This window comes from Caldibacillus sp. 210928-DFI.2.18 (assembly GCF_020554505.1).
In the GTDB taxonomy this organism is placed as follows: Bacteria; Bacillota; Bacilli; order Bacillales; family Caldibacillaceae; genus Caldifermentibacillus; species Caldifermentibacillus hisashii.
Window position 1 is genome coordinate 21686 of record NZ_JAJCHL010000022.1, and the last position, 22249, is coordinate 43934.

Below are 22249 nucleotides of genomic sequence, written 5' to 3' on the forward strand. Positions count from 1 at the left end.
TCCGCACGTACCGGAAATGGAAACGTGCGGAGAAGAATTGATTCCATTTTCTTTTAGCCAAAATTTGAACCATCAGAGATCATATAGCTTTGTTAGTGTAACGGTCATATTTTTGCTCAGTAGATTTAACAGACTAATCACTTTGGAATAGTGCATCCGCTTAGGGCCTAATATGGCAATCGTCCCAACCTGTTCTTCACCAATACTATATGTGGCCGTAATTAAACTGCAATCATCCATCACCGGAATTTTATTTTCCGAACCAATTTTTACATGGATACCAAAAGGCGTTTGTTTTAAAATTTGATAAAAATCATTTTCCTCTTCCATTAAACTCATAATTCCTTGGATTTTCTCGATGTCTTGAAACTCCGGCTGCTTCAACATATTGGTTTTACCGCCGTAGTACAGTTTTTCATTCGATGGAACGGATAATACATCCAATAAAGATCTGAGCATTTCTTCATAATTATGGACATTTTCTCTAATTAAAGTGACAACTTCATTTATTAACTTTGATTGCAATTCAAGAATTGGCATTCCTACAAGTCGTTCATTCAATATATTTACGGTTTTTTCAAGGTCAGAAGAATTAACCGATTTGGGCAAAGAAAACAGTTTGTGTTCTAAATGCCCTTTATTTGTAACAATAACGGCAATGGCAGTCTCAGCGTTAAGCGGGATAATTTGAAATCTGTTTAATTTATTATCCTCTACGGTTGGACCTAAGACGATCGCTGTATACTCCGTTAATTCCGATAAAACTTTCGCGGCATTTTGGATAACTTTTTCCATTTCATAAATCTTTTCCGTAAAAAGGTCATTAATCCTTTTAATCTCTATATGACTTACCTTTTCAGGGGAAAGCAAATGATCGACATAAAAGCGATATCCTTTTTCGGAAGGGACCCGCCCGGAAGATGTATGGGTTTTTTCAATAAAACCTAATTCTTCCAAGTCTGCCATTTCATTACGAATGGTTGCCGAACTGAAAGAAATGCCTTTCTTTTTCGCTAAACTCCTTGACCCAACCGGATGTGCAGAACGAATAAAGTCATCAATTATGATTTGCAATATTAACAATTGACGCTCTGTTAACATTACGATCACTCCTTTTAGCACTCATCTAATGGGAGTGCTAAATCTATATATAAATTAACAAATTATCGTAAATATGTCAATTCATGAGCAGAGATTGACCGATTAGGTAAACTTTATTTACTTGGATTAGTCTTTAATAAATTGTTGGAAGACTATATTCCCCAACATCCTTCCCCGATTTGTTAATTGGATCTCATCCTCATTGATCTGAAGCAACCCGTCTTGGATTAATTTTTCAATTTCCTCTCGATAATATTCCAGTACATCGATACTAAACTTTTGATAAAACTTTTTTTGTGAAACTCCGGCCGTTTTTCTTAACCCCAAAAACATTTCTTCTTCCATTTGCTCTTTAACTGTCAATGAAATTTCTTCCCGGATTGGCAACCGTCCCTTTTCGATTGCTTTCAAGTAGTGATTAATAGGACCTATATTCGATCTCCTTTTCCCATTGATATAACTGTGGGCACCGGCTCCAAATCCGTAATAATGATCATTGTCCCAATAAACAAGATTATGTTTACTTTTAAAGCCTTTTTTTGCGTAATTGCTTATTTCGTATTGATGGTATCCATGGCTCTCCATCTGTTCCATGATCATTTGATACATCGTTGCTTCCTCATCCTCGGAAGGAAGCGGCAATTTTCCCCTATTCATCAAATTATAAAAAATTGTTTTCGGTTCAACAATCAGGGAATAGGCAGAGCAATGCTCAATATCAAGCTTAAAAAATTCATTGAGAGCAAATTCCACGTCTTGAATCGTTTGATTTGGCAATGCATACATTAAATCAATGCTAATATTGGTAAAGCCCTGTTGTTTTGCTGATTCGATTGTTTTGTATATATCTTCTACTTTATGGTTTCTGCCAATTGCCTTCAACAAGTTATTATTGAATGATTGAACACCTATACTTAAACGGTTAACCCCGTAATTTTTTAAGATTTTCAGCTTTTCCACGGTCAAGTCTCCTGGGTTGGCCTCAATCGTAAATTCAATCTCTTTTTCAACATCAATGAAACAGTGGATAGTTTGCATTAAATATTCCAATTGTTTTTCATTTAGCGCTGTCGGTGTCCCACCACCAATAAACACAGTTTCCACATTTTTTGGAGGCAAATTTGCAAATGTTTTTTCCATTTCGGTTTTTAGTGCTTTTAAATAATCATCGACCGGCTGCCCCTTTAAAAAAACTTTATTAAAATCACAGTAATGGCAAATCTGCGTACAAAACGGAATGTGTATATACACTGCTTTCGGCAAAAAAATCACCATCTTTCTTAAGTACAAAGAGGTTAGTATGGATGTTCCACCTAACCTCTCCGGTTCATCAAACTACTTATCGTCAATTTTCAAAACAGCCATAAATGCTTCTTGCGGGATTTCTACCGATCCGACTTGTTTCATTCGTTTTTTTCCTTCTTTTTGTTTCTCAAGGAGTTTCCTTTTCCGGGAAATGTCCCCACCGTAACATTTGGCTAAAACATTTTTTCTCATCGCTTTAATGGTCGAGCGGGCAATAATTTTTGTACCGATTGCTGCCTGGACCGGCACTTCAAATTGTTGACGCGGGATTAATTCTTTTAATTTCTCAACAATGACTCTGCCCCGGTCGTATGCAGAATCCCGGTGGACGATGAAACTAAGCGCATCCACCCGTTCGCCGTTCAATAAAATATCCATTTTCACTAATTTCGAAGGTTTATATCCGATTAATTCATAATCAAAAGATGCATAACCTTTTGTGCTGGATTTTAATTGATCAAAGAAATCATAGACAATTTCGGATAATGGAATTTCATAAGTGATCGTCACACGTGTTTCGTCTAAATATTGCATATCAATGAATATTCCGCGTTTATTTTGACACAGTTCCATAATCGCACCGACATAATCATTTGGGGCCATAATTGATGCCTTTACATACGGTTCTTCAATTCGTTCAATTTTTTGCGGATCCGGCATATTGGACGGATTATCTACTTGAATGGACGCCCCGTCAGTTAACTGAACATGATAAATAACACTTGGCGCTGTCGTAATCAGATCAATTTTGAATTCCCGTTCAATTCGCTCTTGAATAATTTCCATATGTAAAAGACCGAGGAAACCGCAACGGAATCCGAATCCAAGCGCTTGGGACGTTTCCGGTTCAAATTGCAGGGCGGCATCATTCAATTGTAATTTTTCCAGCGCATCACGAAGATCATTATATTTTGCTGTATCAATCGGATACATACCACAGAACACCATCGGATTCATTTTTCGATAACCCGGCAACGGTTCTTTGGCCGGATTCACTGCACTTGTAATCGTATCCCCGACGCGTGTATCACCAACATGTTTAATCGAGGCGGTCAAATAACCGACATCGCCGACAGTTAATTCATCTCGTTTGACCGGTTTCGGCGAGTTGACCCCAAGCTCAGTCACTTCAAATTCTTTTCCAGTCGACATCATTTTGATCTTATCGCCGACCTTAACCGAACCTTCAACAATTCGAATTAGGGCAATAACACCGCGGTACGGGTCATAGACGGAATCGAAAATCAGTGCTTGCAGCGGGGCATCCGGATCGCCAATTGGTGCAGGGATTTTTTCGACAACTTGTTCTAGTATTTCTTCAATCCCGATTCCTGCTTTAGCCGAAGCTAACACTGCTTCACTGGCATCCAGTCCGATAACATTTTCTATTTCTTGACGGACTCGCTCCGGTTCTGCGCTTGGCAAATCTATTTTATTAATGACCGGAAGAATTTCCAAATCATTATCTATCGCTAAATACACATTCGCCAATGTTTGAGCCTCGATTCCCTGTGCCGCATCGACAACAAGGACAGCTCCCTCACAAGCGGCTAAACTTCTCGATACTTCATATGTAAAATCAACATGTCCCGGTGTATCAATCAGGTGAAAAATATATTCTTCCCCATCTTTCGCTTTATAAGTGAGTTCTACAGCGTTTAATTTAATTGTAATCCCACGTTCCCGTTCCAAATCCATTGAATCTAGTAACTGGTCTTTCATTTCTCGCTCGGCAACCGTATTTGTTTTTTCTAAAATTCGATCAGCTAATGTCGATTTGCCGTGATCAATATGGGCAATAATCGAAAAATTACGGATGCGTTCCTGTCGTTTTAACTTTTCTTCTCGATTCATTTTCGTTCACTCCTGTAAACTGGACAAAGTCACTAGCTTTGATTATATCAATACATTTTTCCATATTCAATGGAAACCAATTGATGATTTTAAGAAAAGTGCCAGTAGCAACCCGAGCTAGACAATAAAACGAATCCATAGTTTTTCACTACCTTTTTATCCTTTTTTCGGTTCATGGATAAGAAAAAACTGTTCAAAGAGCCGGTTTGCCTCTCTGAACAGTTTTTATTATGAAAACAAGGAAGATATCATTTTTTGCAGAAAATCGGTAAATGTTTTTGCAATGTCTGTAAATAGATTATAGTTGTTTAACTCTTCCAACGCCTTTTTCTTTTCTTCCAGGTCATGACTTGTCACTTTCTCACCAAGGATGGTTGCTTCGTACTCTCCATAATCTTCTGCCTCTTGAACGGATATGACGGAGGAAAATGTGCCATCATCAAAGCCTTTCATCTCCTTTAGGCCGTGATTTGCCTCTTGAAAGCCGATAATGACTCCAATAAATAATATACTTATAAGAAGCATTGTTTTTAAAAGAAAACGAAACATATCCATCACCTCGTTTTATCCTATTTTAACCGAAACTTTCCACTAGACGATGATAAAAGCTTCGGTAACAAAGCTGTGAAAGTAGTACTTGCAAAAAACACTGTTACTATAAAATATGCGATGTTAGTAGAAAACATTACGAGATTCCACCTAGTTTTAATGTGTTGAAAAATTCGCCCTGGTTTCATCCAAACTTGGATGTAATGCTTGATTGAGTCCGCCGGCAATCAAGTTTGCCATCCGTTCTATGAAAACATCAACTTCTTTGGGTGTAACCATCAAATTATGACCTGTCGGCGATAAAACCTCACGAATCAGTGACCGTTTTTCTTCCTCTTCCAATGTACCGATGATCCCTAGAATCGTTTTCCGTTCATCTTCACCGGGTAAATCTTCATCCGTATATACTTTCCTCTCACCAAATGTAAGTCCCGCCGGCGCTAAAGAACGGGATGGACGGTTACCTTCTTTCATTTCCCGGCCAAAATGTTTGAGCAGGAAATCAATCGTGTCGCTCGTAATGGAAACGGCATCGACAACAGTTGGAATTCCGATAGCTACAACCGGGATCCCGAATGTTTCCTTACTTAATTCTTTCCGTTTGTTACCGACGCCGGACCCCGGATGAATACCGGTATCTGAAATTTGTATCGTCGTATTAACTCTTTCAATGGAGCGGGAAGCAAGCGCATCAATGACAATGATAAAATCAGGCTTTATTTTTTGAACAACACCAAAAATAATATCGCTTGTTTCAATCCCCGTAATTCCCATTACACCCGGTGCGATGGCACTTACCGACCGGTATCCTTCCTGGACGGTTTCCGGTTGAAATTCAAACAAATGTCTTGTAACGACAATATTCTCACATACAATTGGACCCAATGCATCAGGGGTTACATTCCAATTTCCAAGACCGACGATTAAACAAGTTGCATCACTGCCAATCTGTTGATTTGCTAAAAAGTTTTTAAATTCCTTGACAAAAATATTTTTCGTAATCTGTTCATATTCACTATTGGCTTGTCTAATCGCCTGACTTTCAATCGTTAAATAATGCCCTGCTTTTTTTCCAATCGATTTACTTCCTTCATCGGTAATGGTAACTTCGGAAATTTTCACATCTTGTTCGGTTCTTTCTTTAATAATCACGCCCTTAAGATCTGAATCCAGTTGTTGCCCTTGTTGTTCGACAACCATCTCCTTTGCTTCAATAGCCAAATCCGTGCGCACTGAAAAATTCTCTATCTCTTGTTTCATTTCTTTATCTCCTTTCAATATCTTTCAAAAACAGATCACTATTATTAAGGGAAAATTCAATTTGTGTAGGTTCTTTATCCTTACAGAATATTTGTGTAAAAAGGCAATTGTTAGCTTTTTTTCTCAATGAAGCAATACAAAAGCATAGGAAAAATTTATAGATAACTACTCTTCTTTCTATCATTTCCAAATAATTGGATTTCATTCGATATCAGCTTTCCTTTTTTCAGTATTGCATTCACAGTCATCATTTGGTAAAATAGCAGTTGTTCTTTATGATGTTCTATTAAAAAGTTATTTAACCGTCTAGCTTTATTGGGAGGTGAAAAAATTGGCAAACATTAAATCTGCTATTAAACGAATTAAAACTAATAAGAAAAGTACTGCGATTAATACATCACAAAAATCTGCCATGCGTACAGCAATTAAAAAAGTTGAAGTTGCTGTAACAAGCAATGATGCTGCAGCTGCCAAAGAAGCATTAACTAGTGCAATTCGTAAAATTGACAAAGCTGCTTCAAAAGGCTTAATTCATAAAAACGCAGCAAATCGTCATAAATCACGTTTAACAAAAAAAGTGAACTCATTAAACGCATAATGGATTTTTGAAAATTTGGTAACTCACACCAAATTTTCTTTTTCTATATAAGCTTTGAGCCAGGCATTTTTAACAGCCTGGCTCACTTATTATTACGTCAAGTATTTAAAGAAAAAGATTTCTAATAATGATTCTTTATTTCCAAAACCTGTTTTCATTTGGTAGTCGATGTCTGCCAACTCATCAATCATGGCTAAAAATTTTTCTTCATCAAATCTGTTTGCCTGGGATATTGCCAATTTCACCCGATAAGGATGCGATCTTAAAATCCTTGCAACCTTTTGTTCTCCATACCCTTGTTTTATTAATGATTTCACCTGAGCAATAAAACGAATTTGGCTTGCAATGACAGCCAGTATTTTAATCGGTTCCTCATTTTGCTTTAACAAATCATGATAAATTTCTAATGTTTGGTCCAATTGTTGGTGAACAAATTTATCAACAAGAACAAAAATATTATTTTCTAATGATTTTGGGACGAGTAACTGAATCATCTCTTCATCGATTATTTTCCCGTCACTGTATAAAAAGATTTTTTCCAATTCGTGATTTAACATTGTCAAATTTTGGCCGGTAAACTGATAGAGTAATTCTACGGCATTTGGGGTTATTTCAAATCCATTTTCCGTAATACGCTGCCGAATCCAATCTTTTGTATCTTTTTCCGAAAATTTGGCTTCAAGGACAACGGCATTTTTTAACAAATATTTGGTTATTTTCTTCCGTTCATCCAGTTTTTTATAGGGAGCAATTAAAATGAGTATCGTAGACGGAACTGGATTCATTATATATTCTTCAAACACCTTCACATTGTGGTCGACTTTTTCTTTTCCCTTTTCAGCCGTTAAAAAATAAGGATTGTGCATAATGACAACTTTTCGTTCGCCAAGGAAAGGAATCGTTTGACAGTCTTCTACAGCCGATTCGACGGTCGTTTCTTCTAAATCATAGATCGATAGATTAAATTCACGTTCCTCTTCCGACAATGCCGCATCAATAATATATTTCTTTGTTTCATTTATTAAAAAATCTTCATTCCCATATAATAAATACAACGGGGAAAATTTTCCTTTCTTGATATCTTTCCATATTTTTAAAAACACCATAATCTCTCCGTTCTTCTGACATGTTTCTTTTATCGTAAATAAAATTTCTTCTTTTCACAAGGGTTGAGTAAAGATTATTAAGGGCAAAACCGAAAAAATATGGAAATGAGTTTTGGTTCCTTCACAATTAATGAAAGATGTAGATTTTTAGAAAAATTTTATGTATACTAGAATTGATTGAGGAGGGGTGTATGTGAACGAATTTGAACAAGATGTCCAATCAAAAAGAAATGATTTTATCGATTCTGCTGTTGGGTTCATTGTTTCATTTGGATTTTTTGCAACAATCTTCATCCTTGCCGGAGTTATTAAAGCAATCGGTTCTTAAAAAACAGGGGTATCAAAAAGGTGACAATTTTTGATACCCTTTACAATTTTTATCTGGATGAAAAGTGAATTTGTTACGCCACCCCCATAATCAGATACATGCGACAAGCGCCTCTCCAAGCTATTTCCCTCCCTGACTTGCCGTAAATGCTCAAATAAAATTATGGATCGTGCACCACAGTTGAAAATTTCCCTCTGCTTAAAAAATATTTATAAGTAACAGCCCCATGAATATCTGTCCTGTAAATCATTACCTTATGCGCATTTAATCGTTCAAGGACTTCTTGATGAGGGTGTCCATACCTGTTATCTCTACCGGCGGAAATAACGCCAAATTCAGGCTTTATTTTTGAAAGAAACAGTTCTGTTGTCGATGTTTTACTCCCGTGGTGTCCAACCTTCAAAACATCCACTTCCAATTGAGGAAATTGCTCAATTACTTCCCTTTCCCCCATCTCTTCCAAGTCTCCGGTGAATAACCAGGATTGTCCTCCCAGCTTGCTGTATATGCAAATCGAAGCATCATTGCTTGAAACAGCTGCTTTTTCAGGAGCGATGATAAAAAACTTATGACCCGCTTCCTCCCATTGCATGCCGGCGGAAACTTTCGTAATCGGAATTCCTCTTTTCTTTGCTTCATTGATAATGTTCAGTTCGATTTCCTTCTTTTCCAGTGTATCACCTACAAGAACTTGACCAATACGAAAATTTTCAAGAATTGCTAAGGCCGAACCGGTATGATCACTGTCTCCGTGGGTCAAAATAAGTTTATCGATTTTGGAAATACCTCTGCTTTTTAAAAACGGAGCCACAATATCTTCCCCCGGATCAAAATTTGTCCTTCGCTCTTGCCAATCCTCCAATGGAAATGTTACCTTTCCCCCGGTATCAATTAAATAATTTCCTTGATTAAAAGGTAACCGGATAAGGATGCTGTCTCCTTGCCCAACATCAATAAATGTCACCTCGCCCACCGGTGAAAATTTCACCATGAAAATTTGGAGACAAACAGGGACAACAAATAAGGTAATCAGCAGCTTCTTCTTTTTCAAACCATCCCTTTCCAAGAGGGTAAAGCCAATAAAATAAAAAATGAAAAAAGCCAGAAACAGGATAAGAGGCGGTCTACCTAAAACAATATGAAATATATCAAACTGGTAAACCCATTCTGCAAATCGGTTCACATTTGAAAAAATCAGTGTTAACAAGTTGACACCGAGTTGTCCTATTGCCGGGAAAAGGAAAAGCAGAAAATAAGTCAATAGACATAAAGGGAGAATGATGACCGAAAATAACGGTACGTAGATAATATTTAGAAAAATACTGAGAAAGGAAAATTCATAAAAATAATTTAGTAAAACAGGTAAGGCGACTAATTGTGAAAGCAGTGCAATCCAAAAACCGTTTTCCAAGGAGCTTTTCGTTCTCTCAAAAAGAGATTTTGATAATAATAGACCAAAGGTGACCAAATAGGAAAGTTGAAACCCTACATGATAAAGAATAAACGGATTTATGAAAGCAAAGATAATAAAAGATATAGAGAGAGCATCCACCGGGTGAATGACAGTTTTCCACCTGGAAAGAAATAAGACAAGCCATGCCATAACCACCGCACGAATCACAGATGGTGCAGCACCGGAAATAACTGCATAGATTGGAAGAAAGCATAACATTCCCGTTCTTACTGATTCTCTCGAGATTCCGAGCCGCAATAATATAAAATAAACACAACCGCTAATAATTGTTACATGCAATCCGGAAATGGCTAAAAGATGGGATAAACCGAGTTGCCGATATGCTTCAGCTGTCGTTTCTTCCATTTGATCATCATTTCCAAACAACAATGCATTAATGAATGGGGCAATCCGCTCCGAAAAATAATGGTTAATTAAAGCCATACTTTGCTCTCGGTATTTTAATAAATTTGTATAAAATGTCTCTTTACCCTTTTGACAAGTTCGAATCGTATTAACGGATATCAAGTATTTAATATTTTGCGTTCGCAAGTATTGACGGTAATTGAATGCATTTGGATTGGTCGGTTCCGGCGGTGTTTTCAGTGTTCCATTAACGGTACAAACGGTATTCAGCTGAAGAATCGAGGACCATTTTGTCTTTTCTTCTTCAGTCCGAACATAGTAGGTGAGAGCCAATTTCTCTCCCGTAACCGTCTTAACCGTAGCACTTAATTTATCCCCATCAAATTTCGGATATCCGGTAAACGATATGTCCGTCTCGATTTTCTTTTCTATCGGGTCCTGATTTTGTGACTCGAAATGGAAAAAGAAAAAAAGAAGACAAATTCCATAGCTTGTTAATAAAATGAGTAAAAATCGCTGTTCAAGACGATGTTGCAGAAGATAAAAATACGATACCATTACGGTAAGCCCCAAGGAAAAGTGATGGTAACTTAAAAATGCGAAAACGATTATCAAACCGAAATATATGAATGTTCCGCTTCTTATGGCAACCCCTCCCATTCTATTTATACGTTAACCATGTATAAATTTCCGGCAAAGATGCGAATTCAAGAATCAAGTATACGCACAAAAAAGCTACAACAGCAAACATCATCTTTTCTTGGTTACCGAAAAATACCGGTGAAGCAATCAGCTAAACCAATTGCTTCCCTCTTTTTCCTTATATCTTCATAGCAAAAACACTTTTATCAAAATTCACTTTTTCCACTTTTACGCCGGCCTGCTCCAACAATTCCAATGCATAGGGATGGTTTTTATAATCTTCTGCATAATAGATTACTTTAATTCCGGCTTGGATGATCGCTTTGGTACATTGCAGGCATGGAAAATGAGTCACATAGATTTCCGCTCCTTCAGTCGGAACGCCAAATTTTGCACATTGAAGAATCGCATTCATTTCGGCATGGATGGTTCGAACACAATGATTATCAATCACATAACAACCTTTATCAATACAATGATCCCCGCCGGCAATCGATCCGTTATAACCGCCGGCAATGATCCGTTTATCTCGAACAATCGTTGCGCCGACAGCCAATCTTGTACATGTACTTCTGGTGGAAATGAGAAAACACTGTGCCATAAAAAACTGATCCCATTCAATTCGTTGCACGGTTCATCCTTCTTTCTGTCCATAATTGGTTTCTTGCTATCAATAGTGTAGACTGATTATTTTGTGCCAGTCAATCATAAATGATATATCAATCAGTGGGGGCTTTATCCCACTGATTGATTATTGCACAAATCGGGGCATTTTGATCCCCGCTCCACCTATCCTCTTCGTTAATTGGAATCCCTAAGATAGGTTTAAAAACACCTGTTTTGTTCATTGTACAGTAATTTGGTCTTTCAATTTTTCAAACGTTTTTTCACCAATGCCGGAAATATTCATTAAATCTTCCACTTTTTGAAATGGTCCGTTTGTTTCCCGATATTCAATGATTGCCTCTGCTTTACTAGGCCCAATTCCCGGCAACGAATCAAGAGCACTGGCATCTGCCTGATTAATATTCACTTTCCCGTCTCCTCCACTGTTTTGTGAACCCGAATTCACCGGGATATTTTCAGCTGCCAAGACTTCTTCACCAATTTTCGGAATATAAATAACCATTTCATCCATAACCTTTTGAGATAAATTCACCTTTACAATATCGGCATCATCCAATAACCCGCCAGCCTTTTCGATAATATCAATAACCCTTTCGTTACCGGTAACCGTGTATACTCCGGGATTCATCACAGCACCTTTGATATCGACTTTCATCGGTTGCGATTTCGACGATGCAGCACTGTCATTTGAATTTGGATGTTCTTGCTCCTTTTGGGAATGATTTTCCGCAACTATGTCTTCACTAATCACTTCTTGCCGATTCATTAAATCCACATCATCATTTTGATTATAGAAATAAAAGATCGCAGCCCCGACACAAACAAGACCAATGATCAACCATTGCTTTTTTTCCTGTACCCATTGAATGAACATTTGCCCTTTTGTCATAAAACATCAATTCCTTTCATACAGTTAGATGAGATATTTTTTCGAAAAGGAGGGATTATGTGCATATTGGAATCATCGGAACCGGAAATATGGGAACGATTCTTACCGAAGCCCTCATTAACGGAAAAGCCGTATGTGAAAAAAATATTTCGATTACTAACCGTACGATTGAGAAGGCTAACCGGCTGAAACAAATGTATCCCAACCTTCATATCGAAACAGATATAGAGCAATTAGTTGAAAAAAGTGATTTAATTTTTCTTTGTACCAAACCACTCGATATCCATCCGGTTCTTACAAAAATAAAAGATCGATTAACAAGGGATCAATGTCTTGTTTCCATCACCAGCCCGATATCGGTTGAACAATTGGAAACAGTTGTCCCTTGCTCTTGTGTACGGGCAATACCGAGTATTACCAATCGTGCCTTATCAGGTGTTTGTTTATTGACTTTTGGTGAAAAATGTACCGATGTTTGGAAGAATGTAATGATCGGTTTACTCTCCCATATAGGAAAACCGGTTATCATTGATCAACAAATAACAAGGGTTGCTTCCGATATCGTCAGTTGCGGTCCGGCTTTTTTTAGTTATTTATTGCAAAAATTTATCGATGCAGCAGTAAGTGAAACAAATATTGACAAGGAACTCGCTACAAAATTAGCCGCGGATATGTTTATTGGAATAGGGATGTTAATTGAAAAAAAATATTACACTTTTCCAGAACTACAGAAAAAAGTTACAGTAAGGGGTGGTATCACCGGAGAAGGAATCAATGTCTTGGAAGAAAGTGCAATGGAAGATATCTTCAGGAAAATTTTCAGGGCAACGCATAACAAATTTGACAGGGAAATCAATATCATTAAAAATCAGTTTGAATTTCATAACGTATAATTACGTATTCGACAAATTCTCCAAAAATCCTTCTGCTCAAAAAAATTTTTAAAAAAACTTGTGCGACGCTGGTTAGCGGGGCATAACACAACAAGGTTATCGAAAGACAAACTTTTATTATGATCGAAAGCGATCCGTATACCATCATAAAACAACAAGGTTATCAACAGACTTATGATTCGTCCATTGATAACCTTGTGATTGACGATTACGGTTTTTTTACCGTAAAAAAGATTCTTTCCGTTGTCTCGGAAACAGGTTCATTCGTAAAATCTCCGGTTATTGACAAAATTTGAAAACCGGCTGCTTTTAACCAGTTTTCATACTGACTTTTAGGATACGTGCGTTGCTTATGTAATTCATCATATCGATCATATTTTCCGCTCTGTTCATCAAAAACAAAAAACGTCAATTCATGTTCAACCGATAACGGGTACTCACCGGCATAGCTATTCCAAATATAAGAAATATCGTCCCCGTTATACGCAAATGTAGCCCCGGCATAGACATTCTCCATTTTATAAGGAGAATGAACATCAAATAACAGCAATCCCCCGTGATTCAAACATTGGAAAACAGATGTAAATGTATTTGCGACATCCTGTTCTGTGTGTAAATAGTTCAACGAGTCACAAAAAATAATAACGATATCAAAATAGGGAAACTCGGTAAGCTCGGTCATATTTTGGCGAAAAAACGGAATACGAAAACCTTTATCCACTGCTTTCTGATATGCGATGGATAACATTTCTTCGGATAAATCAACCCCGACAACGTCAAAGCCTCTTTCAAAAAGCCGGATTGACATTTCCCCCGTTCCACAGGCGAGATCTAATACTTTTTTTGCCTCAGAAAAATGGTTATTTACTTGCGTTGTGAGAAATTCCATCCACTGATCATACGGTGCCTCATCCATCAGTTGATCATAAAGCAGGGAAAAATGTTTATAGTTCATTGTGAAAGTTCACTCATTACATCTTCTTGCGGGGCATCTCCCCATAAACGTTCAAGGCTGTAATAGTTTCTTTCGTCCCGATGAAAAACATGAACGACCACATCCCCTAGATCGACCAAGACCCATCTTGCTTGTTCAAATCCTTCCAAACGTTTGACAGGGAAGCCTTTTTCATCAACTTGATCTTTAATTTCTTTAACAATGGCTTGGACTTGCTTGTCAGAATTAGCGTGACAAATAACAAAGTAATCAGCAATCAAGGAAATTCCTTTCATATTCAATACAACAATATTTTCCGCTTTTTTATCATCAGCTGCTTTGACTGCCGTCAATAATAACTCACGATTTGTCATACGATGGATTAATGCCTCCTTTTAGTAAAAAACTGTTATACGTATCTAAAGTGTCTTTATAAATAGCAAAACCTTTCTTAGCTAAAAAAATAATGGTATTTTGCAAAGAACGAAAAACGGCACCATCCAAATCGGTCTTGGCCAATTCCCTTACTTCCTCTACACCGGGAAAACTTCTGCCTGGCTCAATATAATCGGCCAAAAAAATGACCTTCTCAAGTGTTGTCATCCCCGGTCTCCCGGTCGTATGATAACGAATCGCATTCAAAATATCTTCGTCATCAATTCCAACCTCATTTTTTATCAAAACAGCGCCAACCGGACCGTGCCAAATTTCCGTGTTAAATGCTAATAACTCCTTGGGCATACCTTCTTTAATGATAATTTGTTTCATTTCTTCCGCCGGTCGATATTTTGCATAATCATGGAAAATTGCGGCAAGTTCTGCTTGTTTCTCATCACAATGATATGTTTTTGCCAATTGAATTGCTGTTTCCATAACACCTAAAGTATGAATAAATCGTTTTTCCGGTAAATGTTCTTTAATAATCGCTATTGCTTCATTTCGTTCCATATAATTTATGCTCCTCAATATAGGAAATCACATGTTCCGGTAATAAATATTTCACCGATTGGCCATTGGCAATTTTTTCCCTAATCATTGACGAAGAAATATAGATTGACGGAATATCGATAAATTGAATCGGATAAGTCGTTTCTCCTTTGGACATCGGTCGCTCGACGCCAATAAATTGAACAAGTTCCATCAATTCTTCTATTTTATACCATTTCGGTAAATAATCAATCATATCGCCGCCGATAATGAAAAAAAATTCATGATCCGGCTCTAATTGTTTTAATAAAACCATCGTATTGTAAGTATATGATTTTTCTTTCCGTTTTAACTCAATTGTTTCAATTTTAAACCGGTCATGTTCTTTAATCGAAAGTTCCAACATTCGTAACCGGTCTTGAATCGTTGTGTTTGAAAGCTTTTCTTTATGGGGCGGAAGATAATTCGGCATAAATCGAATCTCATCCAGTTTATATAAGTTCAGGATTTGATCGGCAATAATCAAATGACCGATATGTGGAGGATCAAAGGTTCCGCCAAGAATTCCTATCTTTTTCTTCATGCCATCATCCTCTTATTGCGGTAAAATCAACTGTTTATTTTCCCTTGATTCTTTATAAAGAACAATTGTGTTGCCGATTATTTGTACAAGTTCTGCATCTGCCCCGCGTGATAATTTTTCAGCCACCGTCTCTTTATCTTCCTCACAATTTTGCAATACGCTTATCTTGAGTAACTCCCGTGCTTCCAGAGCATCTGCTATTTGTCTAATCATATTGTCATTCACGCCACCTTTACCGACTTGGAAAATCGGTACGAGATGATGAGCTTTTGACCGTAAAAATCGTTTCTACTTTCCAGTTAACATATAATTCCTACTCCTTATGAACGTCATATAAATTAAATTAACGAATCACGTACATATACTTCGACACCTTTTGGAACATAGGCGGCGACAACAACTCCACCGTCCGGAACCATTACCCAACCGAGGCCGGAAAACACAATATCCGTCTTTCCTTTTTTAACGGAAAACTCCCGACGAACGAATTCCGGAAAATTTGTTAAATCTTCTTTTCGCGGCGGACTTAATAATTCCCCTTTATGATTTTCATATAACTCATCAGCTTTCTCTAATTTTGTCCGATGAATTTGTAACTCATTCGATAAATAACATACAAAAGAAGACCGTTCGCCTTTTATAAAATCAAATCGTGCCAGCCCGCCGAAAAATAGTGTTTGTTTCTCATTTAATTGATACACTTTTGGTTTAATTTCCTTTTTCGGAGTAATCAGCTTTAAATCTTTCTTATGAACAAAATGTGCCATTTGATGATGATTAATGATTCCCGGTGTATCAAAGATCGATTTGCCGTCATCAAGTGGGATTTCAATCATATCCAAAGTTGTGCCGGGAAAATAAGATGTTGTAATTATGTTTTCTTCTCCGGTCCCTTCACGGATGATTCGATTGATAAAGGTCGATTTGCCGACATTGGTACAACCGATCACATACACATCATTTCCGTTCCGATATTGCTCGATTAATTCCATGACTTCTTTTATATATAATCCTTTTTCCGCACTGACCAAGGCCACGTCAATTGGTTTTAACCCTAAGCTTTTCGCTTGTTGTTGCAGCCAATTTTTCAGCCGGTTATGATTGACCGATTTTGGCAGCAAATCTACTTTATTGCCGACCAGAAGCACATCATTTCCGCCTGTAAAGCGGTGAATCCCCGGGAGCCAGCTGCCGTTAAAATCAAAAATATCGACAATCATAACAATTAGTCCGGTCGTATTTCCGATACCATTTAATATTTTCAAAAAATCTTCATCGGTCAATGCGACATCTTGTACTTCATTATAGTGTTTTAATCGGAAGCAGCGACGGCATATGACCTGTTCCTTTTCCATGGATGAAGCAGGTACGTACCCGGGTTGCGACGGGTCTTCTGATTGAATAGCCGCCCCGCATCCGATACAAATCAGCCTATTCTCCACCTTTTGTGCCCTCCCATTGCAGTAAGCCTTTTTTATTAAACCAATTTAATATTCTTCTTTCAATCATTCGATTAAGTCTTGTTGCCAGTCCATCTGTTTCTGTAACAGGAACAACAAGGATTGTAAAGAAACCGGACAAATTTCCGCCAAAAATATCTGTCAATAATTGATCGCCAATCATGACCGTTTGTTCTTTCGGCAACTTCATGATTGCAAGTGCCTTCCGGAAAGCTTTACCCAGTGGTTTTTGTGCCTTATATATATAAGGGATGCCTAAAGGTGTAGCAAATTTATGTACCCGTTTTTCATTATTATTGGAAAGGATAACAATTTGTATCCCATTGTCGCGCATTTCTTTGAACCAAGCCGTAAGTTCCGGCGTTGCCAACGGACGATCCCACTCAACTAACGTATTATCCAGGTCGGTAATAATCCCGTGAATATTCCTTTCTTTTAAAAATTGGGGAGTGATTTCAAAAATTGATTGAACATACTCATTTGGTAAAAACCGTTTTAACATTGTCGACACCTCATATGACTCCGTTTATCTCTATCCAGTTACTGTCAAGTGATACTTCCAGCAGTGGGGGTTTTCTTCAGCCCACTGCCGGTTAGTTGAACCAATCGGGCACTTACAGACACTTTATCTTCCTCCCTTGTATCTTTGACTTCCCTTAAGCCTCTGGAGGAAGATTTAGTGACCGTTAGTGCGGGACAAAAGGATTAAACATACTACTAATCATATTTTCTTTACGGTTTTTTTGCAAGTTAAGATATATTTTTTATTGGAAAAACCGCTATCCCTCTATTCGACAAGTTTCATTATTATTTGACAATTTAAAAAAATATTTCGACATATTTCTACTTTTGTCAACAGCTGTGGATAAGTTTATACACATTTTTCAGCTTGTCAATTCTTATATTTTAAAGTTTTATTAACAAGTTAATCACAGCTTATCCACTTTGAATGTGGATAACTGGAACGCTTGTTCTCTAATAAAATTTTTGATAAAGTTGTATTAACTTTTATGAAAGTCCAATCTTTTAGTATATGATGATTTCCCCGATTATATGAATTTTGGAGGTGAACGGTGAATACCGAAAAAATGGAAAATTTATCTGATCAACTTTTAATCGAATCATATTATAAAGCACTGGAACTTCAACTTTCACCCGAGTTCATCCACCTCATTGAGAAAGAATTGGAGCGTCGATCACTTTTGAATAAAATAAAGAAAACTCAGACGTCCAAGTCTTTAGGCAGCTCGTAAATTCAAAGTGAAATCCATCCTATGTAAATTTCCTGATCATATTGTTCCTCACTGCTTGTGTATAATAGTGAGGAACCTTATTTTTTAACTAAATGTCCAATTACCTCTCCCATTTTTACCGGATGTGGAACCGATATCCTCTCATCAATTAGAAATGTATCCTTTTCAAATAAAAGGACGACAGTGGAGCCGAATGAAAAATATGCAATCTCTTCTCCTTTCTTTAGATTCATACTGCCATTCGTATATTCAATGGAATTTACAAACATCGCTCCGACTTTCACAAGGGCCATTTTTCCGGTTTTGTGATTAATCTCTGAAATGGAGCGGTAATTTTTTGCCAAAGGGTTTTTTCCATATTCAAGCCCCAAACGGTTAACAGGATACGAACGATCCCCTAACTCCCAGCGACTGATTACTTTTCCATTAACCGGACTATGTATGCGATGGTAATGTTTTGGACTTAAATATAAAACAATAAAATATCCGTCTCGGTATTGTACTGCTTTTTCATCGTTGCCAAGCATTTCCTTCAAGGAATACATCTTCCCCTTAACTTTAATATCCGTTGACGGCTCAATTGAACCTATCGACTCAATAGTAGCATCAACCGGACTTATGACCGTATTTATATTTGAATCAATCAATCTTGTCCCTTTTTTTAATTTACGAATAAAAAGCTCATGTAATGTCGTATATTCATTGTAAGGATATTCGAACTCACTCATATCAATTTTATAAATCTTGACAAAGAAAGGGATGATGATTTTACTAATTTTAGACCTGGTAAATTGTCGGATCAAGTTGGATAACCAGGCCCGATTGGTCAATTCAATACATTTTTGATAAATAATTTTTCGCATGGAATACCTCCCAAAAGATTCGCTTTCCTAAACATCTTTCATAAAATATAATAATATAGAAAAGAATCTCTACCAATATAATTTTTAGAGAGGATGGATTTACTTGTTTTTTAAATTTCAAATCATTGATGTCACTCTGAAGAAGATTAAATCACAATTGGCCAATATGATGACTCTAAGTAATTTATTTTTAGGCGGTTTCTCGATTATTTTTACAATACAAGGTGAACTTAATTATAGTTTATTCTTGATTTTTTCGGCTGCCCTACTGGACCGATTTGACGGAATGGTTGCTCGTAAGCTAAAAATAGAATCTGAGCTTGGTAAACAATTAGACTCCATGAGTGATATTATATCATTTGGCGTTGCACCCGCACTTTTATTATATCAAGGAATTATTCATTATTTTTCCAGCGCGGGAATTTTTATCACCGTCTTTTTCATCGGTTGCGGGGCATTTCGACTTGCCAGATTTAATATTACCGAAAATAACTGTTATTTTAGTGGGTTGCCAATTACGGCTGCCGGATGTATTCTGACATTCAGCTATCTTGGCATCCAATTTATCCCGGCCATCATTTATTTATATTTAATGATCATTCTTTCTTTTTTAATGATAAGTACGTTAAAGGTAAAAAAAATATGATTCCGAAACTTTTTGATTTGATCGTTTAACCGAATCACAATGTGTTGTTCGTCAAAAAAATTTTGGCTGCGGAGTATCGCTTCGTAGCTTTTCTTAAGTACTTAAATTTGAAACTTAAAATTTCCCGCTACATAGAATTTACATCTTTCCCGGAAATTTATAAAAACGTACAAAAAGGACCGTTCATCGAATGTTTTCTTCCGCATCCTTTTTCCGGAAGAAATTCAATCGATGGCAGCCCTTATTTTTTCATTCCTGTTTTAATTTCAGGCGGCAACAGCTTAGGATTGCCTTTTTTCCTTTTCTGCCCGGTAATACTCATGAAACATTTTCATTAAAGCACGTTTTTCAATTCGGGAAACATAACTGCGCGAAATCCCCAAGTCTTTTGCTAACTCTCTTTGCGTTTTTTCCTTTTCCATACCAAGCCCAAATCGGCCGATAATCACTTCTTTTTCGCGCTCATCAAGAATGCTGATATATTCCTTTACCTTTTCTAATTCCATATTCAACTGAATGGTATCAATAACATCTTCGGAATCGGATTTCAATACATCAATTAAACTAATTTCATTCCCTTCTTTATCCCGGCCGATTGGATCATGTAAAGAGACGTCCTTTTTTGTCTTTTTTAACGCCCTTAAGTGCATGAGTATTTCGTTTTCAATGCATCTGGCTGCATATGTAGCTAATTTCGTTCCTTTTCCTTCTGAGAAGCTTTCAATCGCTTTGATTAGACCGATTGTACCGATTGAGATGAGGTCCTCTTGATCCTCGCCGGTATTCTCAAATTTTTTTACTATATGTGCGACAAGCCTTAAATTATGTTCGATCAAAATATTTCTTGCTTCCATATCCCCTTCTGCCATCAATTTTAAATATTTCCGTTCTTGGGCAGGTGATAAAGGTTGCGGAAAGGCATTATTTTTCACATATGAGACAAAAAACACAAGTTCTTTAAACAGGACGGCCAGTGCAGAAAAAATTCCTGGCATGTATCCACCTCCAATGAAATTTCCAATGCCTATAAGTTATACCTATGTTGGAAATCCCAAAAAAGTGTATGTCCCGCTAAATTACTTGATATTCCGATTTTTTAAATAGCAGTCTTTGCAAAAACCAAACCACCCAATGAAACTTCCATCAGTGGGGTTTTCTTCATCCCCCACCTATCTTTTTTGTAAACTCAAAAATCTTAAGGTGGGATAAAAGGAAAGGATTCCCCACGTTAAGCAAAAGCGGGGAGGAAAAGGTTAATCATCATCTGTATCATTTAATTTCTTTTTACATGCTAACGCCATACCGAAGAAGAGTAATGCAGAAATAAGACTTATTGTCATTGCGGCAATGACGATATATTGATTTGTGTTTGACAGTTGTCCGCCTTTTAAAAATAAGCCGATATATAAAAATGTACTGATGGCCGTTAACACAACAGAATAATTTTTATAATCTTGCAACTTACTTGTCAGTTGTTCCACCTTGTTCATTTTCTCACCTACTAATCTATTTTATGTTAATAGATTAACATGAAAAATAGAAATTGTATTGTTGAAAATATAGGAAAACTTGGGGGAAAATCTATTGAACTTTGCGTCAAAATATAAACATCAGAGGAACAGACTTTGATTAATAAAGAGGTTTATGTAAATTTTATGTTTAATAAACTTTCGTTAACTTAATGTTGATTTTCTAATTGAATAGTTGCAGGGATGTTTTGAGTCAAGTATGTTACTCACCGCCTTTTGCTGATGTCTTTGCAAAAAAAGCACACAGAATCACCTTAATATCCTATGTGCCCAGTATTATTTAAATAACAGCCTGAATCTGCTTTGTATAGAAAAAGCGGACAATGAAAAAGTAGATTATTTGAATAATCAAGAATACACCTAATACCATTACGGATTCCTTAAATATATTAAACTCAAATAGATTGGATAATGCCGTTAACGCAACCGCTCCATGAATAAGGGCAACGATAATGGGAGCGAAAAAGAGAATAGCTGTTTGTCTGGTTAAGACCTTCTTAAGCTCCTTCACTGTTAGACCCATTTTGGCAATCGATGAGAATTTTTGCTTATCTTCATCTAGATCCATATACAAGCGGAAGTAAAGGAAACTTCCGGCTGGACCCATAATGCCAACAAATTCCCCTTCATCTATTTTTAAATTGATATCTGTTAAAGCACGATAGGCAATATTCCCTTCATAAATTTTACTTACTTGTTTGACATCCAGCATCACAAGTTCTCCTTTCAATTTAAATCCCTTAACTTGTGATTAGTATACCTGCTTTTCATCTTTCAAAAAATCGATTTTTCTTTCAGTTTCCTTACACGGTTGTAAGGTTTTGGGTCACACTAAAAATAATTCGAAATGTCGAGCCTTCTCCAACCTTTGAGTCGAGTTCGATACGGTGACCAAGGTACTCGGCGGCCTCCTTCGTTAAATATAGTCCCATTCCTGTTGATTCTCTAAATTTCCGACCATTTTCTCCCGTATAAAACGGTTCAAACACGCGACTGTTGGTTTCTATATTTAAAGAAAACTCGGGCGTCCGAGCCTTTAGGCAACCAAAGAGCCGTAGTCAGCGAAAATACATTTTCGCTTGC

23 protein-coding genes and 3 pseudogenes are annotated in these 22249 nt (G+C 37.0%); 5 read left to right on the top strand and 21 right to left on the bottom strand.

Annotated elements, in window-relative coordinates; all coding sequences use genetic code 11:
* Positions 1–72: 72 nt before the first annotated feature.
* The 5 genes from hrcA to gpr form a co-directional block, all read right to left on the bottom strand.
* Entirely contained in the window at positions 73–1101 is a 1029-nt protein-coding gene (hrcA, locus tag LIZ98_RS06855; RefSeq protein ID WP_227138875.1) for a heat-inducible transcriptional repressor HrcA, read from the bottom strand.
* A 126-nt stretch (positions 1102–1227) separates the two neighbouring features.
* The gene (hemW, locus tag LIZ98_RS06860) at positions 1228–2364 is read right to left on the bottom strand and encodes a radical SAM family heme chaperone HemW (RefSeq protein ID WP_227203000.1); all 1137 of its coding nucleotides are present in this window, start codon (positions 2362–2364) and stop codon (positions 1228–1230) included.
* Between the two features lie 72 nt (positions 2365–2436).
* Positions 2437–4260, bottom strand: a complete 1824-nt coding sequence (gene lepA, locus LIZ98_RS06865; RefSeq protein ID WP_034771171.1) for a translation elongation factor 4 — start codon at positions 4258–4260, stop codon at positions 2437–2439.
* Positions 4261–4488: 228 nt separating this feature from the next.
* Positions 4489–4809: a DUF3679 domain-containing protein gene (locus LIZ98_RS06870; protein ID WP_227138877.1), complete on the bottom strand. Its 321-nt coding sequence runs from the start codon at positions 4807–4809 to the stop codon at positions 4489–4491.
* 156 nt (positions 4810–4965) lie between these two features.
* Complete coding sequence (gpr, locus tag LIZ98_RS06875) at positions 4966–6069, bottom strand: GPR endopeptidase (RefSeq protein ID WP_227138878.1); 1104 nt, start codon at positions 6067–6069, stop codon at positions 4966–4968.
* A gap of 331 nt (positions 6070–6400) precedes the next feature.
* Here gpr and rpsT point away from each other — a divergent pair, with 331 nt between their 5' ends.
* On the top strand, positions 6401–6667 hold the full coding sequence (gene rpsT, locus LIZ98_RS06880; protein ID WP_034771180.1) for a 30S ribosomal protein S20: 267 nt from the start codon (positions 6401–6403) through the stop codon (positions 6665–6667).
* Between the two features lie 92 nt (positions 6668–6759).
* On the opposite strand, the gene holA is transcribed toward rpsT, so the two are convergent.
* Complete coding sequence (gene holA / locus LIZ98_RS06885; protein WP_227138879.1) at positions 6760–7773, bottom strand: DNA polymerase III subunit delta; 1014 nt, start codon at positions 7771–7773, stop codon at positions 6760–6762.
* Between the two features lie 193 nt (positions 7774–7966).
* On the opposite strand from holA, the gene LIZ98_RS06890 reads away from it, so the two are divergent.
* Entirely contained in the window at positions 7967–8101 is a 135-nt protein-coding gene (locus LIZ98_RS06890; protein WP_034771185.1) for a YqzM family protein, read from the top strand.
* Positions 8102–8261: 160 nt separating this feature from the next.
* On the opposite strand, the gene LIZ98_RS06895 is transcribed toward LIZ98_RS06890, so the two are convergent.
* The 3 genes from LIZ98_RS06895 to LIZ98_RS06905 form a co-directional block, all read right to left on the bottom strand.
* Positions 8262–10580 carry a DNA internalization-related competence protein ComEC/Rec2 gene (locus LIZ98_RS06895; protein ID WP_227138880.1) on the bottom strand — a complete coding sequence of 773 codons (2319 nt, stop codon included), beginning with the start codon at positions 10578–10580 and terminating at the stop codon, positions 8262–8264.
* A 160-nt stretch (positions 10581–10740) separates the two neighbouring features.
* Positions 10741–11193 carry a ComE operon protein 2 gene (locus LIZ98_RS06900; RefSeq protein WP_034771187.1) on the bottom strand — a complete coding sequence of 151 codons (453 nt, stop codon included), beginning with the start codon at positions 11191–11193 and terminating at the stop codon, positions 10741–10743.
* Positions 11194–11406: 213 nt separating this feature from the next.
* Positions 11407–12078, bottom strand: coding sequence for a helix-hairpin-helix domain-containing protein (locus LIZ98_RS06905; protein ID WP_227138881.1), 672 nt, complete (start codon positions 12076–12078; stop codon positions 11407–11409).
* Positions 12079–12137: 59 nt separating this feature from the next.
* On the opposite strand from LIZ98_RS06905, the gene comER reads away from it, so the two are divergent.
* Positions 12138–12971, top strand: coding sequence for a late competence protein ComER (gene comER / locus LIZ98_RS06910; protein WP_041846236.1), 834 nt, complete (start codon positions 12138–12140; stop codon positions 12969–12971).
* 208 nt (positions 12972–13179) lie between these two features.
* Here comER and LIZ98_RS06915 read toward each other — a convergent pair whose 3' ends face one another.
* From LIZ98_RS06915 to LIZ98_RS06945, 7 genes and pseudogenes are all read right to left on the bottom strand, one after another.
* The gene (locus LIZ98_RS06915; protein WP_227138882.1) at positions 13180–13926 is read right to left on the bottom strand and encodes a class I SAM-dependent DNA methyltransferase; all 747 of its coding nucleotides are present in this window, start codon (positions 13924–13926) and stop codon (positions 13180–13182) included.
* Entirely contained in the window at positions 13923–14279 is a 357-nt protein-coding gene (gene rsfS / locus LIZ98_RS06920; protein ID WP_034771205.1) for a ribosome silencing factor, read from the bottom strand. The genes LIZ98_RS06915 and rsfS overlap by 4 nt, the downstream gene beginning before the upstream one ends.
* Complete coding sequence (gene yqeK, locus LIZ98_RS06925; RefSeq protein WP_227138883.1) at positions 14266–14853, bottom strand: bis(5'-nucleosyl)-tetraphosphatase (symmetrical) YqeK; 588 nt, start codon at positions 14851–14853, stop codon at positions 14266–14268. The genes rsfS and yqeK overlap by 14 nt, the downstream gene beginning before the upstream one ends.
* The gene (locus LIZ98_RS06930) at positions 14840–15415 is read right to left on the bottom strand and encodes a nicotinate-nucleotide adenylyltransferase (RefSeq protein ID WP_034771209.1); all 576 of its coding nucleotides are present in this window, start codon (positions 15413–15415) and stop codon (positions 14840–14842) included. The genes yqeK and LIZ98_RS06930 overlap by 14 nt, the downstream gene beginning before the upstream one ends.
* A 12-nt stretch (positions 15416–15427) precedes the next feature.
* A pseudogene (yhbY, locus tag LIZ98_RS06935) lies at positions 15428–15721 on the bottom strand (ribosome assembly RNA-binding protein YhbY).
* Positions 15722–15753: 32 nt separating this feature from the next.
* Complete coding sequence (gene yqeH / locus LIZ98_RS06940; protein ID WP_108898320.1) at positions 15754–16857, bottom strand: ribosome biogenesis GTPase YqeH; 1104 nt, start codon at positions 16855–16857, stop codon at positions 15754–15756.
* The gene (locus LIZ98_RS06945; protein WP_034771228.1) at positions 16847–17377 is read right to left on the bottom strand and encodes a YqeG family HAD IIIA-type phosphatase; all 531 of its coding nucleotides are present in this window, start codon (positions 17375–17377) and stop codon (positions 16847–16849) included. The genes yqeH and LIZ98_RS06945 overlap by 11 nt, the downstream gene beginning before the upstream one ends.
* Before the next feature lie 586 nt (positions 17378–17963).
* Between LIZ98_RS06945 and LIZ98_RS06950 the strand changes: the two genes are divergently transcribed.
* The gene (locus LIZ98_RS06950; protein WP_227138898.1) at positions 17964–18128 is read left to right on the top strand and encodes a sporulation histidine kinase inhibitor Sda; all 165 of its coding nucleotides are present in this window, start codon (positions 17964–17966) and stop codon (positions 18126–18128) included.
* 77 nt (positions 18129–18205) lie between these two features.
* Here the strand turns inward: LIZ98_RS06950 and LIZ98_RS06955 are convergent, their stop codons facing one another.
* Positions 18206–18991, bottom strand: coding sequence for a phosphatidylserine decarboxylase (locus LIZ98_RS06955; RefSeq protein WP_227138884.1), 786 nt, complete (start codon positions 18989–18991; stop codon positions 18206–18208).
* A gap of 166 nt (positions 18992–19157) precedes the next feature.
* Between LIZ98_RS06955 and pssA the strand changes: the two genes are divergently transcribed.
* Complete coding sequence (gene pssA, locus LIZ98_RS06960; protein ID WP_043988670.1) at positions 19158–19637, top strand: CDP-diacylglycerol--serine O-phosphatidyltransferase; 480 nt, start codon at positions 19158–19160, stop codon at positions 19635–19637.
* A 281-nt stretch (positions 19638–19918) separates the two neighbouring features.
* Here the strand turns inward: pssA and sigK are convergent, their stop codons facing one another.
* The 4 genes and pseudogenes from sigK to LIZ98_RS06980 all read right to left on the bottom strand — a co-directional run.
* Positions 19919–20632 (bottom strand): RNA polymerase sporulation sigma factor SigK, encoded by a 714-nt coding sequence (gene sigK, locus LIZ98_RS06965; protein WP_227138885.1) that lies wholly within the window; start codon positions 20630–20632, stop codon positions 19919–19921.
* 258 nt (positions 20633–20890) lie between these two features.
* Positions 20891–21127 (bottom strand): YrhC family protein, encoded by a 237-nt coding sequence (locus LIZ98_RS06970; RefSeq protein WP_034771233.1) that lies wholly within the window; start codon positions 21125–21127, stop codon positions 20891–20893.
* A 319-nt stretch (positions 21128–21446) separates the two neighbouring features.
* Positions 21447–21791, bottom strand: a pseudogene (locus LIZ98_RS06975) (ABC transporter permease); the annotation flags it as partial.
* A 178-nt stretch (positions 21792–21969) separates the two neighbouring features.
* Positions 21970–22158 (bottom strand): annotated as a pseudogene (locus tag LIZ98_RS06980) (ATP-binding protein); the annotation flags it as partial.
* Positions 22159–22249 lie beyond the last annotated feature (91 nt).